General features: G+C 64.2%; 12 protein-coding genes and 2 tRNA genes. 7 read left to right on the plus strand and 7 right to left on the minus strand.

Annotated elements, in window-relative coordinates; genetic code table 11:
• Window positions 1-248 precede the first annotated feature (248 nt).
• The 6 genes from mqnP to carB form a co-directional block, all read right to left on the minus strand.
• Window positions 249-1,097 carry a menaquinone biosynthesis prenyltransferase MqnP gene (gene mqnP / locus F604_RS0101495; protein ID WP_015717303.1) on the minus strand — a complete coding sequence of 283 codons (849 nt, stop codon included), beginning with the start codon at window positions 1,095-1,097 and terminating at the stop codon, window positions 249-251.
• Window positions 1,094-1,444, minus strand: coding sequence for an aspartate 1-decarboxylase (gene panD / locus F604_RS0101500; protein WP_026328906.1), 351 nt, complete (start codon window positions 1,442-1,444; stop codon window positions 1,094-1,096). The genes mqnP and panD overlap by 4 nt, the downstream gene beginning before the upstream one ends.
• A 23-nt stretch (window positions 1,445-1,467) precedes the next feature.
• On the minus strand, window positions 1,468-3,018 hold the full coding sequence (locus tag F604_RS0101505; protein WP_019550128.1) for an Rqc2 family fibronectin-binding protein: 1,551 nt from the start codon (window positions 3,016-3,018) through the stop codon (window positions 1,468-1,470).
• Window positions 3,003-3,767, minus strand: a complete 765-nt coding sequence (locus tag F604_RS0101510) for a tRNA (adenine-N1)-methyltransferase (RefSeq protein WP_038044467.1) — start codon at window positions 3,765-3,767, stop codon at window positions 3,003-3,005. Before F604_RS0101510 ends, F604_RS0101505 begins: the two co-directional genes overlap by 16 nt.
• A gap of 128 nt (window positions 3,768-3,895) precedes the next feature.
• Window positions 3,896-4,225: a cyclic-di-AMP receptor gene (locus F604_RS0101520; RefSeq protein WP_015717299.1), complete on the minus strand. Its 330-nt coding sequence runs from the start codon at window positions 4,223-4,225 to the stop codon at window positions 3,896-3,898.
• Between the two features lie 35 nt (window positions 4,226-4,260).
• Window positions 4,261-7,368, minus strand: coding sequence for a carbamoyl-phosphate synthase large subunit (carB, locus tag F604_RS0101525; RefSeq protein ID WP_019550131.1), 3,108 nt, complete (start codon window positions 7,366-7,368; stop codon window positions 4,261-4,263).
• A 135-nt stretch (window positions 7,369-7,503) separates the two neighbouring features.
• Here carB and F604_RS0101530 point away from each other — a divergent pair, with 135 nt between their 5' ends.
• The 6 genes from F604_RS0101530 (at window position 7,504) to clpX (ending at window position 11,119) form a co-directional block, all read left to right on the plus strand.
• Window positions 7,504-7,788: a rhodanese-like domain-containing protein gene (locus F604_RS0101530; RefSeq protein WP_019550132.1), complete on the plus strand. Its 285-nt coding sequence runs from the start codon at window positions 7,504-7,506 to the stop codon at window positions 7,786-7,788.
• A 28-nt stretch (window positions 7,789-7,816) separates the two neighbouring features.
• Window positions 7,817-7,893, plus strand: a tRNA-His gene (locus tag F604_RS0101535).
• 54 nt (window positions 7,894-7,947) lie between these two features.
• Window positions 7,948-8,032, plus strand: a tRNA-Leu gene (locus F604_RS0101540).
• Window positions 8,033-8,069: 37 nt separating this feature from the next.
• A complete protein-coding gene (gene tig, locus F604_RS0101545; protein WP_019550133.1) occupies window positions 8,070-9,284 on the plus strand; it encodes a trigger factor in 1,215 nt (404 codons plus the stop codon).
• Window positions 9,285-9,345: 61 nt separating this feature from the next.
• Window positions 9,346-9,930 (plus strand): ATP-dependent Clp endopeptidase proteolytic subunit ClpP, encoded by a 585-nt coding sequence (gene clpP, locus F604_RS0101550; protein ID WP_026328907.1) that lies wholly within the window; start codon window positions 9,346-9,348, stop codon window positions 9,928-9,930.
• Window positions 9,917-11,119: an ATP-dependent Clp protease ATP-binding subunit ClpX gene (gene clpX, locus F604_RS0101555; protein ID WP_019550135.1), complete on the plus strand. Its 1,203-nt coding sequence runs from the start codon at window positions 9,917-9,919 to the stop codon at window positions 11,117-11,119. Before clpP ends, clpX begins: the two co-directional genes overlap by 14 nt.
• Window positions 11,120-11,123: 4 nt before the next feature.
• Here the strand turns inward: clpX and F604_RS0101560 are convergent, their stop codons facing one another.
• Window positions 11,124-12,647 carry a nicotinate phosphoribosyltransferase gene (locus tag F604_RS0101560; protein WP_019550136.1) on the minus strand — a complete coding sequence of 508 codons (1,524 nt, stop codon included), beginning with the start codon at window positions 12,645-12,647 and terminating at the stop codon, window positions 11,124-11,126.
• A 42-nt stretch (window positions 12,648-12,689) separates the two neighbouring features.
• On the opposite strand from F604_RS0101560, the gene metH reads away from it, so the two are divergent.
• Window positions 12,690-16,238, plus strand: a complete 3,549-nt coding sequence (gene metH, locus F604_RS0101565; RefSeq protein WP_019550137.1) for a methionine synthase — start codon at window positions 12,690-12,692, stop codon at window positions 16,236-16,238.
• Window positions 16,239-16,263: the final 25 nt, after the last annotated feature.

A 16,263-nucleotide genomic window follows, 5' to 3' on the forward strand; every position in this document is an offset into this window, starting at 1 on the left:
CCCCACGTCCACCACAGGTGGACACGGATTTGGTACAATGTTCTTGGGGACAAAGTTCCCCGTGGACCTTGAAACTTGGAGTAGGGGGTTCCATCGGGTAGTCCGATGGGTAAAACTCCAAACGAACACCCGTGGCAGAGCCAGAAGCATTGCGCTCGCTTGCCGATACGGAGTCAAGGTCTTTCTGGGCCTGGACGGGGCCTTCGGGAGCAATCCCGAGAAGCCCTGGACTTTAGTCCGGGGAGTCGTCACATCCAGAGATCCAGCACGATAAAGAGGAACATCCCCAGGCTCACCCCCACGTTGGCCTGGAAAAAGGCCAGGTCCACCCGGCTTAGGTCCTGGGGGCTCACCAGGCGGTGCTCGTAGAAGAGGAGCCCTCCCACCAAGAGGAGACCCAAAAAGTAGAGGCTTCCCGCCCCGTAGCTAAGGCCAGCCAGGAGGAAGGCCAGCCAGGCGGTAAGGTGGGTGGCCCGGGCAATCCAGAGGGCCAAGGGGATGCCGAAGCGGGCCGGGATGCTCTTTACCCCGTAAGCGCGGTCGAAGGTGTAGTCCTGCGTGGCGTAGAGGATGTCGAACCCGGCGATCCAAAGCCCCACCCCTGCCCAGAGCCAGTAGGCGGTGGGGTGGAAGCTTCCCGTGACGGCGATCCAGCCACCTGCGGCGGCAGCCCCGATGGTGAGGCCCAGCACGTAGTGGCAAAGCCAGGTGAAGCGCTTGGTGTAGCTGTAGATGGTGAGGAAGAAGACCGCCACCGGAAGGAGACGGGCGGTGAGGGGATTAAGGGATAGCCCGGCGAGGGTCAACAGGAGGAGGCCCACCAGGGCCAAAAAAAGGGTTTCCCAGGGTTTGACCAGTCCTTTGGGCAGATGCCGGTTCTGGGTCCTGGGGTTTAAGGCGTCGATCTTCCAGTCTATAAGGCGGTTTAAGGCCATGGCCATGGTCCGGGCCCCCACCATGGCCAGGGTGACCAGGAGGAAGGTGCGAAGGCCCGGCCAGCCCCCCGCCGCAAGAAGCATCCCCCCGTAGGCAAAGGGAAGGGCGAAGAGGGTGTGCTCGAAGCGGATTAGGTCTAGATAAAGCCGAAGCCGCCTCATCCCCGTCGCACCTCAACGATCCGGTTTGTCTCGTCCACCAGGACCACGGTGGGTTTGAGGTTCCTTGCCTCCTCCTCCTCAAAGATGCCGTAGGCCACCAGGATCACCAGGTCCCCTGGGCGCACCAGGTGGGCGGCGGCCCCGTTGATCTGCACCACCCCTGATCCCCTAGCCCCGGGTAGGGCGTAGGTGGTGAGCCGGGCCCCGTTGGTGATGTCGTAGATGTCCACCTGTTCGTAGGGCAGGATGCCGGCGGCATCCAAAAGATCCTGGTCCACGGTGACCGAGCCCACGTAGTGGAGGTCCGCATGGGTAACCGTAGCCCGGTGGATCTTGGCGTGGAACATCACCCTTTTCACAAAGGCCAAGTCTACCCTTCCGATGCCTCTTTGGGAAGCGTCCCCTCCACGAAGAGGGTCTTGGCATGGGTGTAGAGCACCTGGCCGGGTGCCGCCTTCCTGGGGCGCCACACGTGCTTTTTGCGGGTGTAGTCCACGGGGACCTGGTTTTCCCCCCTGGCCTTGGAGTGGTAGGCGGCGAGCCTTGCGGCAAAGAGAAGGTCGTCCAGGGGGGGATTCCTTCCCTCCGCCTTAAGGATCACGTGGCTTCCCGGCACCCCTTGAGCGTGGAACCACAGGTCCTCGGAGTGGGCCATACGGGTGAGGAGGTCGTTTTCCTTGGCGTTTCTGCCCACCAGAACGGGATAGCCCGAGGGGGAGGTGTACCTCAGGCCAAGCCTGGGTCCTTTCCTCTCCTTAGGTTTTCGGGAAAAGTCCAAAAGCTCCTGGAGGTCCGCCTGCCTGACCCGCTCCATCTCCCTCTCCAGAGCCTTTAGCTTCTCCTCCGTTTGCGGGATGAGCTCTAGGGCCCTTTCCGCCAGCTCCTCCAGGCGGCGGGCCCGGTCGTAGAGCTTCCTGGCGTTTTCCTGGGGGGATAGGGTGGGGTCCAAGGGGATCTCCACCGGCTTGCCGTCAAACCCTTCCAGAACCGCCTTTTCCGCACCCCGGGGTACCTCCTTAAGCCGGGCCAGGAGGAGATCGGCTTTCTGCCGCAGGCTTTCCGCTTCCTCCAGGCGCTCGAGGGCCCGGTGGTAGTCGGCAAGCCTTGCCGAAAGGGTCTTCTGCTCCTGCTTTAGAGCCTCGAGGAGGGGCTTCCTCAAGGCTTCTTTCTCCTCCTCGGCCCACTTTTCCCGGAGCTCCTGGGAAAGAGCGGTGCCCAGGGCGGGATTCTCCACAAGATCCTTTAGCGCCTGGAAAACCCTGGCCAGGCCAGCCTCGTCCAAGGGGGTTTCCGGGGTGAGGGCCGCCCTTTTGGCCAGCTCCCGCATGAGCTCCAGCCCTATCCCATCCACATGGCGCACCACTTCCTTAAGGGGTTTTCCCAGAAGGACCCGGAGTTCCTCCAGGGTCAGGGTCCTGGGATCCAGCTTCTCGTAAGGGGGTGGGGGCACGTAAAGCAGGCCGGGCTTTACCTGGCGGTAGCGGTTCACCTCGCGGGTGATGGGGCGGTCTACCCCCAGGATCATCCCTTCTTCATCCAAAAGGATAAGGTTGGCGTTCCGCCCCGTGGCCTCGAGGACCAAGGTGGCGGGTGGGGTATCCACGAACCCCTTTTCCCCGGCAAAGCGGAAGAGGACCACCCGGTCCAGCTTGATCTGCTCCGCTTCCCGCAGGGGGCCCTTCACCCGGGCCTGGACCTGCCGCTGGAAAGGGGTCTTGGGCTCTCCCAAGAGGCTTCCCTCCTCCAGGGCCAGGCTGGGGGCCGGGGGGCGGTAGCGGGCCACCAGGTTGAAGATGCGGCCCGATTGACCCTTGAGGAGGATGGCCAGACTGCCTTCCTCGGGAAAGGCCAGGCCCAGGTTTAAAGCGGGAAGCTCCTTTCGTAGCTCCCGCAGGAAGGCGTGGATCAGCAATCCTTCCATTTTCTAAAGACCACCAAAAAGGCGGTATGCCCCACCTGCTGGAACCGGGGATGAGCCACGGGAAGCCGGATCTCCCACTCCCGCCAGGCTACCTCCAGGACCCGCTCCAGCTTGAGGGGCAGGCCCTCTACCCTCTGTACCAGCTCCAGCACCTGGGTGATGTTGGGGAGGTAGGCCACCAGGAAACGATCGGGCTTAAGAGCCTCCGTGGCTTTGGCCAGGACCTTCCAGGGTTCCATGAGGTCCAGGGCCACCCCGTGGAAGCTTTCCCTTTCCAACTGGGCCTCCTCCAGGCTTTGCAGGTGAAAGCGCACGTTTTCCACCTGCCAGAAGGCCTTCACATTGGCCTCCGCCTGGGCCAGGTGCTGGGGCCGTTTCTCGTAGCTTTCCACGAGTCCCGTGGGCCCCACCGCCCGGGCCAGGAAGAGGGTGAGTCCCCCGGAGCCCGTGCCCGCCTCGAGGACCCGCATCCCCGGGGCCAGATCCAAAAGGGTCACCATGGCGCTGGCGTCCTTGGGGTACGTGGGGGTGGCGCTACGCCGCATGTGGAGGAGGTACTCCTCCAGGGTGGGGTGGTGGACGGAAAGCTCCTCCCCCAGGTGGGTCCACACCCTTCCCCCCGGGCCGGCCTTGCGGATTTCCTCGTGAGGCACGGTGCCCCGGTGGTGGTGGAAGACTCCACCCTCCTTAAGGTGAATCAGGAAGGCTCGGCCTTTGGCGTCCTTAAGAAGAAAGAGCTCACCTTCCATCCCAAACACTTTAGCGGGCCAGGGCCCTGGAGTCCAGGACCTTCTCCAGCTCACAGGGATTGGAAGCCCCGTGGGATCCCGCAAGGGTACGAAGGATACCCACAGGCCAAGGCACAGGGCCTAGCCCCTCACACCTTGAAAAACCCTTCCACCGGCAGGACGAAGACCACGGCCCCGCCCACCTGCACCTCCACCGGCTGGGCCAGGAACGGGTCGGGGGCCTCGGAAAGGGGAAAACCCCGGGTGACCAGGCGGGTGCGGGTGCGGCATTTTTCCCGGATCAGCTCCAGCACTTCTTGGACCCTTTCGTCCTCCACCCCGATCAGCAAGGTGGTGTTCCCCTCCCGCAGAAAGCCGCCAGTGGAGGCCAGCTTGGTGGACTGCAAGCCCCGCTCCAAGAGGGCTTTGGTGAGCCCGGGGGCGTCGGTATCCTGCACGATGGCCACGATGAGCTTCATTGGCCTTCATTGTACACTGCTGGGCCTCCTTGCCCTCAGGCTTTCTGCAAGATGCCGTGCCATTCCTGTAGGCTTCTGGCCTCGGGGCCTTTTTCCCTGGCCTTTAGAATGGCCTTTAAGCTCCACCAAGCACCCTCTAAGGTGGTGATGAAGGGAAGGCCCTTTTCCACCGCCCGCCTCAACTCGGGGTGGGGGACAGGGCTGATGAGGAGGTCATATTCCCCTTCGGAGAGGGTAAAGCCCGCCTCGAGGTAGACTTGCCGGAGTTCTTCCAGCCGACGGGCTTCCTTGGGGGGAAGCCCTTCTTGGATGAAGCGCACCCGCCCCTCTAGGGGAAGCCTCTGGCCTGCGCCCAGCTCTGCCTTGTAGTAGGCCAGGTAAGGGTCCTCGTCCAGGCCCATGCTTTCCCCGGTGGAGCGCATCTCGGGACCCAAAACCGGGATGACCCCGGGGAACTTGAGCCAGGGGATGACCACCTCTTTCACCGCGTAGTAGGGGGGTATGGGGTCCAGGTCCCGGATCCCCAGGTCCCTCAGGGTTTTCCCCACGGCGATGAGGGCGGCCAGCTTGGCCAGGGGTATCCCGATGGCTTTGGAAACGAAGGGGACGGTGCGGCTTGCCCGGGGGTTGGCCTCGAGGATGTACACCTCCTCCCCCAAAACGGCATACTGCACGTTCAAAAGGCCCTTCACCCCCAGGGCCAAGGCCAGCTTCCGGGTGTAGGCCCTGACCTTTTCCAAAGCGCCTGGGGAAAGGTGCACCGGGGGGAGCACCGTGGCGGAGTCTCCCGAGTGCACTCCAGCCCGCTCCACATGCTCCATCACCCCGGCGATCATCACCTCTTCCCCGTCGGAAAGGGCGTCCACATCCAGCTCCAAGGCCCCCTCCAGGTACCGGTCCAGGAGGATGGAGGGCTTGTCCTGAAGGGGCTCGTAGACCTCCTCCAGGTAGTGCTCTAGCTCCTCACGGCTCTGGAGGACCCGCATGGCCCGCCCCCCCAGGACGTAGCTGGGCCGGGCCAGGAGGGGGTAGCCCACTTCCTCGGCAAGCTCCAGGGCTTCCCCGGGGGCGGCTGCCACCCGGCCCTCAGGCTGAGGGATACCCAGCTCCCGGCAAAGCCGGTTGAACTCGTGGCGGTCCTCCGCCTTGTGGATGGCGGCGAAGGGAGTGCCGAGGAGCTTTACCCCGGCTTCCTCGAGGCCCTTGGCCAGCTTCAAGGGGGTTTGGCCGCCCAGGGTGGCGATGACCCCGATGGGCTTCTCATGCTCCACCAGGTTCAGGACATCCTCGAGGGTCAGGGGTTCAAAGTAAAGGCGGTCGGCGGTGTCGTAATCGGTGGACACCGTTTCGGGGTTGGAGTTCACCATGATGGTCTCGTACCCTGCCTCCTTCAGGGCCCAGACCGCATGCACCGTGGCGTAGTCAAACTCCACCCCCTGGCCGATGCGGATAGGCCCCGAGCCCAGGATCACCACCTTGGGTTTGCTGGAGGGCCAGACCTCGTCCTCCAGCTCGTAGGTGGAGTAGTGGTAGGGGGTGTAGGCCTCGAACTCCGCGGCGCAGGTGTCCACGGTCTTGTAGACGGGCACCACCCCCAGGGCCTTCCGCTCCTGGCGGACCTCCTTTTCCCCCTTGCCCAGGAGCTCGCCCATGCGGGCATCGGTGAGCCCCAGGCCCTTATAGAAGCGCCAGTCCTCCCGGTCCTTGGGGGGATGAAGCTGGAGCCACCCCTCGGCCTGGACGATTTCCTGTATCTGGTACAGGAACCACGGGTCGATGCGGGTGGCCTGGTACAGGTCCTCTATGGGCATCCCCCGCCGCAGGAGCTCCATGACCGCATAGATGCGGTCGGGGTTGGGGTAGAGCTTCTTCTCCAGGTCCTCCGTGCGCACCTGGGCCAGGGCCCTGACGTCCCGTTCTAGACCCCTCAGGGCCTTCATGAGGGCTTCCTTGAAGGTGCGGCCGATGGCCATCACCTCCCCCACGGACTTCATCTGGGTGCCGAGCTCGTCCTTAAGCTCCCCCAGGGTGTTGGGGAGGTCCTTGAACTTCTCAAAGGCGAAGCGGGGGATCTTCACCACCACGTAGTCGATGGTGGGCTCAAAGGAGGCCGGGGTCTTGCGGGTGATGTCGTTGGGAAGCTCGTCCAGGCGGTAGCCCACCGCCAGAAGGGCCGCGATCTTGGCGATGGGGAAGCCCGTGGCCTTGGAGGCGAGGGCGCTGGAACGGGAGACCCGGGGGTTCATCTCGATGACCACCTGGCGGCCCGTCTTGGGGTCCACGGCGAACTGGATGTTGGAACCTCCGGTGTCTACCCCGATCTCCCGGATCACCGCCTTGGCGGCGTCCCGCATCCGTTGGTACTCCGCGTCGGAGAGGGTTTGAGCAGGGGCCACGGTGATGGAGTCCCCGGTGTGGACCCCCATGGGGTCCACGTTTTCGATGCTGGTGATGATGACCACGGTGTCCGCATGGTCCCGCATCACCTCCAGCTCAAACTCCTTCCAGCCCAAAACCGATTCCTCCACCAAGGCGGTGTGCACCGGGGAGAGGAGAAGGCCCCGGCCGAGGACCTCCCTTAGCTCGGCCTCGTTCCGGGCGATACCGCCCCCGGTGCCCCCCAGGGTAAAGGAGGGGCGGACCACCACCGGGTAGCCCACCTCGCGGGCGAAGTGGAGGCCCTCCTCCACGCTCCCCACCATCTGGCCTCGAGGCACCTCGAGGCCAATCTTGCGCATGGCCTTTTGGAACTCCTCCCGGTCCTCTCCCTTTTTGATGGCCTCGGCCTTGGCCCCGATGAGCTCCACCCCGTAGCGGGCAAGTACCCCTTCCTCGTGAAGGGCCATGGAGAGGTTCAAGGCGGTCTGCCCCCCCAAGGTGGGGAGAAGGGCATCCGGGCGCTCCTCGGCGATCACCCTTTCCAGGTATTCCAGGGTGAGGGGCTCCAGGTAGGTGCGCTCGGCCAGCTCGGGATCGGTCATGATGGTGGCGGGGTTGGAGTTCACCAGGATGGCCTCGTACCCTGCCCCCCTGAGGGCCTTCACCGCCTGGGTGCCCGAGTAGTCGAACTCCGCAGCTTGGCCGATGGTGATGGGCCCGGAACCGATGATGAGGATTTTCTTGAGGTCTCTTCTCGGCGGCATCGCGTACCCAATGGGCGAGGATAACATACTTGGCCCGGGTTGTCCAAGGAGAATGCCACTTCTTATGCAAAGTACCCGGGCTTAACTGCATAACTTTGCGCAGAGGTCCCGCCTTCGCCTGGTACAATCAAGGGTATGCGCAGGGTCAAACCCGAGGAACTCCCGGCCCTCCTGAACCAGGGGGTGAAGGTGGTGGACGTCCGCCCGGCGGACAAGCGCCATACCCCCTTGCCCTTTCCCGCGGAGTGGGTGCCCCTGGAGAAAATCCAGGCGGGGGAGCACCACCTGCCCAAGGTTCCCTTGCTCTTGGTGTGCGAGAAGGGGCTCATCAGCCAGGTGGCGGCCCTGTATCTGGAGGCGGAAGGGTACGAGGCCATGAGCCTGGAGGGCGGGTTGCAGGCCTTGACGGAGGGTAGTTAGGCCCTTAGAATGGCGGATGCTGAGCGTGGTGAGCGTAGCTCAGCTGGTTAGAGCACCGGACTGTGGATCCGGGGGTCGTGGGTTCAAGTCCCATCGCTCACCCCAATCCCGCCACCCCGCAAGGGGTGGTATTTTAAAGGGGGGCCTCGCCCTCCTTTTGCGAGGATGGCGGAACCGGTAGACGCGCCGGACTTAGGATCCGGTGGGGTAACCCGTGCGGGTTCAAGTCCCGCTCCTCGCACCACAAGGGCGGGGCCCCTTTTTGAAGCGCGAGGTGAGGCGTGGCGGAAATCCTGGAACGTTCCGGCTATCGGGTAAAGGTCCGGGTGGAGGTACCTAAGGAGAAGGTGGAGGAAAGGTACCAGGCCCTCCTTAGGGACGTGGCCAAGCGGGTGAGGATCCCGGGGTTCCGCCCGGGAAAGGCCCCCTTGAAGGTGGTGGAGGCCCGCATCGGGCGGGAAGAGCTCCTGTCCGACCTCAAGGAGCGCCTGGTGGAGGAGACTTATCCCCTTGCGGTGCAGGAGCTGGGCCTCTTGCCCGTGGCGGCGAGGGTGGTGGAGGAGGAGCTGAGCGAGGGGGAGGGTTTTCGCTACGTGGCCGAGGTGGAGAACTACCCCGAGGTGCAGCTTCCCGACTGGCGGAGCTTTGACCTCCAGGTGGCCCAGGAGGAGGTCACGGAAGAGATGGTGGACAAGGCCTTGGAGGAGCTCCGCCATCGCTACGCCGAGCTGGTGCCTGTGGACCGGGAGGCCCAGGAGAAGGACCACGTCTTCGTGCGCACCGAGGAGGGGTCGGAGTTCCCCATTGACCTCTCCAAGGCCCTTCCCCACGTGCGGGAGGCCCTTTTGGGCAAGCGGGCGGGGGAGGTGGTCATGGTCCCCGTCTTGAACGAGAAGGGGGAGAAGGTGCGGGAGGTGCGCACCGAGATCCTGGAGGTCAAGACCCTGGTGCTTCCGGAACTGGATGAGGAGTTCGCCAAGACCCTGGAGGCCGAGAGCTTAGAGGATTTAAGGGAGAAGGTGCGCCAAAGCCTAAAGCGCCAGGCAGAAGCCCGGTACCAGGAGGCGCGGGAGCGGGCCTTCCTGGAGAAGCTCGCCGAGGGGTTGGAGGCGGAAATACCCCCTTCCATGCTGGAGGCAGAGGAGCGCCACCTCCTGGAGCACCTGGCGGAGGACCTCGCTCGGCAGGGGATTCCCCTCGAGGCTTACCTCAAGGCCCTGGAGGAGAAGGGGGAGTTTGAGAAGTTCCGGGAGGAGCTGAGGCAGGAGGCCTTGAAGCGGGTGAAGCGGTCCTTGGCCAAGGAGCGCCTGGCGGAGGAGCTCAAGCCCGAGGTGAGCGAGGAGGAGTGGCAGGCCTACCTGCAGGCGGTGGCCCGCTCCTACGGAATCTCCTTGCAGGAGCTGAGGCGGGAGTTTGGGGAGAGGGGCCTTGCCCGCTTGCGGGCGGCCTACATCCAGGACAAAGCCGTGAAGGAGGCCTTGGCCAAGCTCCTGTAGGAGCGTCATGGTGGCCCAGGGGGCTTTTCCCCCTGGGCTTGCCGCTACAATGGGGACTGGTATGGTCATACCCTACGTCATAGAGCAGACCGCCCGCGGCGAGCGGGTCTACGACATCTACTCACGGCTTCTCAAGGATCGCATCATCTTCCTGGGCACCCCCATAGACTCCCAGGTGGCCAACATCATCGTGGCCCAGCTACTTTTCCTGGATGCCCAGAATCCCAATCAGGAGATCCGCCTCTACATCAACTCCCCCGGGGGCGAGGTGGATGCCGGGCTTGCCATCTACGACACCATGCAGTTCGTCCGGGCCCCGGTTTCCACCATCGTCATCGGCATGGCGGCCAGCATGGCCGCGGTGATCCTGGCCGCCGGGGAGAAGGGCCGGCGCTACGCCCTGCCCCATTCCAAGGTGATGATCCACCAGCCCTGGGGCGGGGTCCGGGGCACGGCCAGCGACATCGCCATCCAGGCCCAGGAGATCCTGAAGGCCAAGAAGCTTTTGAACGAGATCCTGGCCAAGCACACTGGCCAGCCCCTGGAGAAGGTGGAGAAGGATACCGATCGCGACTACTATCTCTCGGCCCAGGAGGCCATGGAGTACGGGCTTATTGACCAGGTGGTGACCCGTGAGGAAGCCTAGGCCCTTTTGCAGCTTTTGTGGCCTTCGCCCCCCAGAGACGGGGCGGCTTCTGGAAAGCCCCATCGCCGAGGTCTACATCTGCGAGGACTGCGTGGAGCGGGCCCAGGAGCTCTTGCGCCAGGAGAAGCGGGGGCCCAAGGGGCCAACACGCCTTCCCAAGCCCCAGGAGATCAAGGCCCACCTGGACCAGTACGTGGTGGGGCAGGAGGCGGCCAAGAGGGCCTTGAGCGTGGCCGTCTACAACCACTACAAGCGCCTCCTCCATCCGGAGGCGGAGATCGGTAAGTCCAATATCCTCCTCATCGGCCCCACGGGTACGGGTAAGACCCTCCTGGCGGAAACCCTGGCCCGTTTCCTGGATGTGCCCTTTGCCATCGCCGACGCCACCACCCTGACCGAGGCGGGGTACGTGGGGGAGGACGTGGAAAACGTCATCCTCCGCCTTCTGCAGAACGCCGACTTTGATGTGGAGCGGGCGGAGATGGGCATCGTCTACATCGACGAGATCGACAAGATCGCCCGCAAGTCGGAAAACCCCTCCTTGACCCGGGACGTTTCCGGGGAAGGGGTGCAGCAGGCTCTGTTGAAGATCATCGAGGGTACCATCGCCAACGTGCCTCCTCAGGGAGGGCGCAAGCACCCGCACCAGGAGTTCATTCCCGTGAACACCAAGAACATCCTCTTCATCCTGGGCGGGGCCTTTGAGGGGCTGGAGAACATCGTCAAGGCCCGCACCGAGCGCACCACCATTGGCTTTACCCGTGGCAAGACCAAGGAAGCCCACGAGGAGCCCTTAGAGGTCATCCCCGAGGACCTGGTTAAGTTCGGCATGATTCCAGAATTTGTGGGGCGGGCCCCCCTCATCGTCCAGCTTCATCCCCTTACGGAAGACGACCTGGTGCGCATCCTCACCGAGCCGAAGAACGCCTTGGTGAAGCAGTACCAGGAACTCATGCGCCTGGAGGGGATTGAGCTTCGCTTTACCCAGGCGGCCCTGAAGGAGATCGCCCGCCGGGCCCTGAAGCGGGGCACAGGGGCCCGGGGCCTCAGGGCCATCCTGGAGAAGACCATGGTGGACCTCATGTTTGAGGCCCCGGGAAGCGGGGTCCGCGAGCTGGTGATCGACCTTCCCCACCTGGACCAGCCCCTGAAGGCCCTCGAGGAGGCCAAACTCCGCCAGGCCTCCTAGGGAGCTACCCCTGGCCTAGGCGGGCCACCAGTTCCTCCTTCAGGGCGAAGAGCCTCTCGCTGAGGGAGACATGGTAGACGTGGGGGTTTACCAGGCGGCGCACCCCGGGGTCCAGGCGTTCCACGTCCTTCTTTCGCCTTTCCTGTAGGACCTCTATGGGAAGGGGAGGAAAGAGGCGCCCTCCCCGGAAGACCTCTTCTAAGAGAGGCTCCAGCGTGAACTCTCCTGGGTTTAACAGGCGCCGCTTGGTGGGGTCGGTGGGATGGCGGAGGACCAGGGGCCTGTCCTCCCGGATCTCCTCGTCAAAGGTGGCGAGAAGATCGGCGGTGGCCAGGCCCCTATGGTCGTAGACCCGGAAGACCTTTTTGTGCCCGGGGTTCAGCACCTTTTCCAGGGAATCCGAGATCTTGATGGCCGGGGCCCAGGTGCCGTTTTCCCGGATGGCCACCAGCTTGTACACCCCTCCCAGGGCAGGGTATCCCCAGGAGACCACCATCTTGGTCCCCATCCCGTAGACCAGGCGCTTTAAAAGCCGGTCGGGATCCACCCCGTAGCGGGGGGCTTCCTCCTGGATCTGGCTTTTGATCTGCCAGATGACCAGCTCGTCCAGGTCTCCTGAAAGCACGATGAGGGTCTCGGGGAAGCCCGCCTTGTCCAGCTCCTTGGCCACCTGTATGGCCAGGTAAGCGAGGTCCCCGGAGTCTATGCGCACCCCCACCGGTTTGTGCCCCTTGCGCCGCAACCGCTCAAAGACCCGGATGGCGTTGGGAAGACCCGAATCCAAGGTGTCCACGGTATCCAACAGGAGGATGGTGTCGTCGGGGAAAACCTCGGCGAAGGCCTGGAAGGCTTCCTCCTCGGAGTGGCCCAGGGCCAAGAAGGCCTGGACCATGCTGTGGGCATGGGTACCCGAGGAGGGAAGCCCAAGGAGGTGGGAAAGGCTCACGGCGCTGGACCGGTTGGCCCCCCCGATGAGGCTCGCTCGGGTGGCGGCCTCCCCTCCTTTGGCGGGGGCGCGGCGGAGGCCGAACTCCAGCACCACCGCTTCCCCGGCAGCTTCCCGCACCCGGCTCGCCTTGGTGGCGATGAGGGTTTCGTAGTTGATGCGGTTTAAGAGGGCGGTTTCCAGGAGCTGGGCCTGGAGAAGAGGGCCTTCTGCGCTGATAAGGGGCACCTGGGGATGGGCCACGCGACCTTCCGGAAGAGCCCTGAGGGTAAGGCCCGAAAAGCCCTCCATCTCCTTGAGGTAGCGGAGATAATCCTCGCCGAAAAGGGGTTTCCCGCTACGACTCTTCAGGGTGCGCAACGCCTCGAGCTCCGGTTCCCCAAAGCGCGCTTCCTCCAGCCAGCTTAGGAGGGGATCCAGCCCCGCGAAAACGGTGTAGCCTGCCTGGTGGGCCCCGTAGTCGGGGTTTTTGCGATAGAAGGCTTCAAAGAGGGCTTCCCTTTCGTGAAGGCCAAGCCGGAAGTAGACCTGGCCCATGGTGAGCTGGTAGAGGTCGGTGTAGAGGATGCCGAAGGGGTCCATGGGCCTAGCATAGCCCGCCTTTTTTCGCTACACTAGCGGGATATGGTGGAGGTCCACACCTGTAGCCCTGGTTGCCGCCACCACCTCGGAGGGGCGGGCTTTGGGGATGCCCCCTTAGTGCGGCTGGGTTACAACAAGGAGGCCCGGGCGGAGAAGTTCCCTTACCTCAAGGCCCTCTTGCAGAGACCCCTGGTTTTTGACGGGGCCATGGGCACCGAGCTACAAAAGCGGGAGCTTACCCCCGAGGACTACGGCGGGGAAGCCTACTTTGGCTGCCCGGAGGTCCTGAACCGCACCCGGCCTGACGTGATCCAGGAGATCCACCGGGCGTACCTCGAGGCCGGGGCCGAGGTGATTGAGACCAACACCTTTGGCGCCTTGCGCCACGTGCTGGCGGAGTATGGCCTCGAGGAGGAGGCGGAGGAGCTTGCCTACCTGGGGGCCCGGATTGCCAAGGAGGTGGCCGAGCCTTATGGGGCCTTCGTGGCGGGGGCCTTGGGGCCGGGCACCAAGCTCATCTCCCTGGGGCAGATCTCCTGGGATGAGCTTTTTACCGCCTATCAGGAAGCGGTGCGGGGGCTTCTTAGGGGCGGGGTGGACCTGATCCTTCTGGAAACCGCCCAGGATATCCTCCAGGTGCGCTGTGCGGTCCTGGCGGCCCGGGAGGCCATGGCCGAGGTGGGTAGGGAAGTACCCTTGCAGGTCCAGGTGACCATGGAGGCCACGGGCACCATGCTGGTGGGCACCGACGAGCAAGCGGCCCTGGCGGCGTTGGAGAGCCTGCCCATCGATGTGGTGGGCATGAACTGCGCCACGGGCCCCGACCTCATGGACGCCAAGATCCGCTACTTCGCCGAGAACGCCACCCGCTTCGTGAGCTGCCTGCCCAACGCCGGCCTGCCCCGGAACGAGGGGGGCAAGGTGGTCTACGACCTGACCCCGGAGGAGCTGGCCAGGTGGCACCTCAAGTTCGTCACCGAGTACGGGGTGAACGCCGTGGGCGGGTGTTGCGGCACGGGGCCGGAGCACATCCGCAAGGTGGCGGAGGTGGTGAAGGGAAAACCTGCTCCCAAGCGAAAGGAAACCTTCCCCCCCCAGGTGGCCTCCCTCTATCAGGCGGTTCCCCTGCGCCAGGAGGCAAGCGTTTTCCTGGTGGGAGAGCGCTTGAACGCCACGGGGAGCAAACGGTTTCGGGAGATGCTCTTTGCCCGGGACCTCGAGGGCATCCTGGCCCTGGCCCGGGAGCAAGTGGAGGAGGGTGCCCACGCCCTGGACCTTTCCGTGGCCTGGACGGGAAGGGATGAGCTTCAGGACCTCGCCTGGCTCCTTCCCCACTTGGCCACCGCGGTCACCGTGCCCTTCATGGTGGACTCCACCTCCCCTTTGGCCATGGAGTTTGCCCTTAAACACCTTCCGGGCCGGGTCCTTTTGAACTCCGCTAACCTCGAGGACGGCCTGGAGAAGTTTGACCGGGTGGCCTCCCTGGCCAAGGCCCACGGGGCGGCCTTGGTGGTCCTCACCATCGACGAAAAGGGCATGGCCAAGACCCAGAAGGAGAAGGTGCAGGTGGCCTTGCGCATGTACGAGCGCCTCACCGAGCACCACGGCTTCCGCCCGGAGGACCTCCTCTTTGACCTCCTCACCTTCCCTATCACCCAAGGGGACGAGGAAAGCCGCCCTTTGGCCAAGGAAACCCTTTTGGCCATGGAGGAGCTTAGGGAGAGGCTTCCGGGGGTGGGGTTTATCCTGGGGGTGTCCAACGTTTCCTTTGGGCTGAAGCCCAGGGCCAGGCGGATTTTAAACTCGGTCTTTCTGGATGAGGCCCGTAACAAGGGCCTGACCGCCGCCATCGTGGATGCGGGCAAGATCCTTCCCATCAGCCAGATCCCCGAGGAGGCCTACGCCCTGGCCCTGGACCTGATCTATGACCGGAGGCGGGAGGGATTTGATCCCCTCTTGGCCTTCATGGGCTACTTTGAAACCCACCGGGAGGACCCGGCCCTCAAGGAGGATGCCTTCCAGGCCCTGCCCGTTCTGGAGAGGCTGAAGCGCCGGGTGGTGGAGGGCAGGAAGGCGGGCCTCGAGGCGGACCTGGACGAGGCCTTGAGCCTCGGCCACAAGCCCCTGGACCTCATCAACGGCCCCCTCCTTTCGGGCATGAAGGAGGTGGGGGAGCTTTTCGGGGCAGGAAAGATGCAGCTTCCCTTTGTGCTCCAGGCCGCCGAGGTGATGAAGCGGGCGGTGGCCCACCTCGAGCCCCACATGGAACGGCGGGGCGAAGGCCGAGGGAAGATGGTGCTGGCCACGGTGAAGGGGGATGTGCACGACATCGGCAAGAACCTGGTGGATATCATCCTCACCAACAACGGCTACCAGGTGGTCAACCTGGGCATCAAGGTGCCCATCGAGGAGATGCTCAAGGCGGTGGAGGCGCACAGGCCCCACGCCTTAGGCATGTCGGGCCTCCTGGTGAAGAGCACCGTGGTCATGAAGGAAAACCTGGAGTACATGCGGGATAGGGGGTATACCCTGCCGGTGATCCTGGGGGGGGCGGCCCTGACCCGCTCCTATGTGGAGGAGCTTAAGGCCATCTACCCCAACGTCTACTACGCGGAGGATGCCTTCGAGGGCCTTAGGCTCATGGAAGCCCTCACCAGCGGGGAGGCCACCTTGGTAAGGAAGGAGGCCCAAAAGCCCAGGGTGGAGGCTCCCAAGGCGGTACCCAAGGCGAATCCTGTGGGGGAGGCTCCTTCCGTTCCCCGCCCTCCCTTCTTCGGGGTGCGGGTGGAGGAGAACCTGGACCTGGCCACCATCGCCCACTACGTGAACAAGCTCGCCCTCTACCGCGGCCAGTGGGGGTACAGCCGCAAAGGGCTTTCCCGGGAGGCGTGGCAGGCTTTGGTGGAGCGGGAGGCGGAGCCGGTCTTCCGGAGGCTGCTTAGGGAGGCCATGGAGGAGGGGTGGCTCAGGCCCAAGGTCCTCTACGGCTTCTTTCCCGTGGCCCGGGAGGGGGAGGAGCTTTTGGTGTTCTCCCCCGAGACCGGGGAGGTTTTGGAACGCTTTGCCTTCCCCCGGCAGAAGGGCGGGGGCCTCAGCCTGGTGGACTACTTCCGTCCCCGCTTCGCTCCTCCTTTTGGGGATGAAGAAAGGTGGCTTCCCGCCTATGAAGCGGGGGCCAGGGATGTCCTGGGGGTGCAGCTCGTAACCATGGGGGAGGAGCCTTCCAGGAAGGCCAAGGCGCTTTTTGAGGCTGGGGCTTACCAGGACTACCTTTTCGTGCATGGCTTCAGCGTGGAGATGACCGAGGCCCTGGCGGAGTACTGGCATAAAAGGATGCGCCAGATGTGGGGTATCGCCGGGAAGGATGCCACTGAGATCCGCAAGCTCTTCCAGCAGGGCTACCAGGGAGCCCGCTACTCCTTTGGTTATCCCGCCTGCCCAGACCTGGCGGACCAGGCCAAGCTGGACCGGCTCATGGACTTCGGCAGGGTTGGGGTGCGCCTCACGGAGAACTTCCAGCTGGATCCCGAGCACGCCACCAGCGCCATCGTGGTCCACCACCCGGAGGCGCGGTATTTCAACGTGGATTAAAGGGGAGCCTGCTCCCGGCCTTGAG

This window comes from Thermus scotoductus DSM 8553 (assembly GCF_000381045.1).
GTDB classification, from domain to species: Bacteria; Deinococcota; Deinococci; order Deinococcales; family Thermaceae; genus Thermus; species Thermus scotoductus.